Origin of the sequence: Mycobacterium sp. 852002-51152_SCH6134967 (genome assembly GCF_001667105.1) — a bacterium.
GTDB lineage: Bacteria > Actinomycetota > Actinomycetes > Mycobacteriales > Mycobacteriaceae > Mycobacterium > Mycobacterium neumannii_A.
The window spans coordinates 1-1438 of sequence record NZ_LZIK01000045.1 but is presented as its reverse complement, the minus strand read 5'-3'; the positions used below and the strand labels follow the sequence as shown (position 1 = coordinate 1438).

General features: G+C 64.6%; 1 pseudogene. It reads left to right on the top strand.

The window, feature by feature from the left end:
- The first annotated feature begins 139 nt into the window (after positions 1 to 139).
- Positions 140 to 1404 (top strand): annotated as a pseudogene (locus A5790_RS14710) (integrase core domain-containing protein).
- Positions 1405 to 1438 lie beyond the last annotated feature (34 nt).

Sequence of the window (1438 nt, the reverse complement as noted above, 5' to 3'; positions counted from 1 at the left end):
TGTTATGTCTCTGGACATAGGTGACAGTTCTGCATCAGGACATCGGTAACACTTTGCGTGGTTCTGGTGGTGACACTTCTGCCGCGAGGCTCGGACGGTGGCCGCCAACGAACCGATCGATCCCCGTGTCCGCCTCGCGATCTCGCAGTGGCCCGACGACGCGCCCCGCGGCGCGGTCTCGACGTTCTGCGCCGAGCACGGCATCTCGCGAAAGTCGTTCTACGAGTTACGGAAGCGGGTAAGGACCGATGGGCCGGCCGCGGTGCTCGAACCCAAGACGCGACGGCCGAGGTCGAGCCCGTCGAAGGTAACTGAGGAGGTGAGGCAACAGGCTGTGGCCGTGCGCGCTGCCCTCGAGGCGTCCGGTCTGGACCACGGGCCGATCAGTGTGCACGACAAAATGGGGGCGATGGGCCTCGCTCAGGTCCCATCCACCGCCTCGCTGGCACGCATCTTCCGTGAGGCCGGTGTGGCCCGACTTGAGCCGAAGAAGAAGCCCCGCTCAGCATGGCGACGGTTCGTCTACCCAGCCCCGAACGCCTGCTGGCAACTGGACGCCACAGAGTACGTACTCAGCGGCGGACGTACCTGCGTGATTTTCCAGCTCATTGATGACCACTCCCGCTACGCCGTCGCCTCCCACGTCGCCTACGGCGAAACAGCCAAGGACGCCATCCTGGTGGTGGACAAAGCGATTGCCGCCCATGGAGTGCCCCAACGACTGCTGACTGACAACGGAGCCGCGCTCAACCCGTCACGACGTGGAGCAGTCGGCCGACTCGTCGCGCATGTAGGCGCCCTCGGCGTGGAGGCGATCACCGGGAAGCCCTACAAACCGACCACCCAGGGCAAGACCGAACGCTTCCACCAAACTCTGTTCCGCTACCTCGACAAGCAACCGCTCGCGCAGTCACTGGCTGAACTGCAGACCCTCGTTGACGCGTTCGATCACATCTACAACACCCAACGCCCCCACCAAGGCCTACCCGGACGCATCACGCCACTGACCGCGTGGGAAGCAACGCCCAAGGCCGACCCGCCCCGCCCCACGCCAGACCGGCCCATCTACCAGCGCGTCCCGAGTCGATACCCGCGTACCCGACCCCAACCCCCTGCTGATCTGCCCGCGGGAACGCGTGCAAGAACCGTATCCACATCGGGCACCATCAGCCTGGACTCCGTGCGCTACAAGGTCGACGTGGACCTCGCGTTCCAACAGGTCCTTGTCGTCAGTACCAGCGACGCGATCATCATCACCGACCTCCACGGCGAGGTCCTCGCCGAACACACCCGACCCGCGCGCGGCATCAACTACGTCGGCAACGGCCAACCCGCCGGCACCCGCGCCAAGAACAGGCAACCGTCACCGAAGTCCTGACACACCAACCGTCACCGATGTCCTGATGCAGAACTGTCACCGATGTGCTGAGACATCACA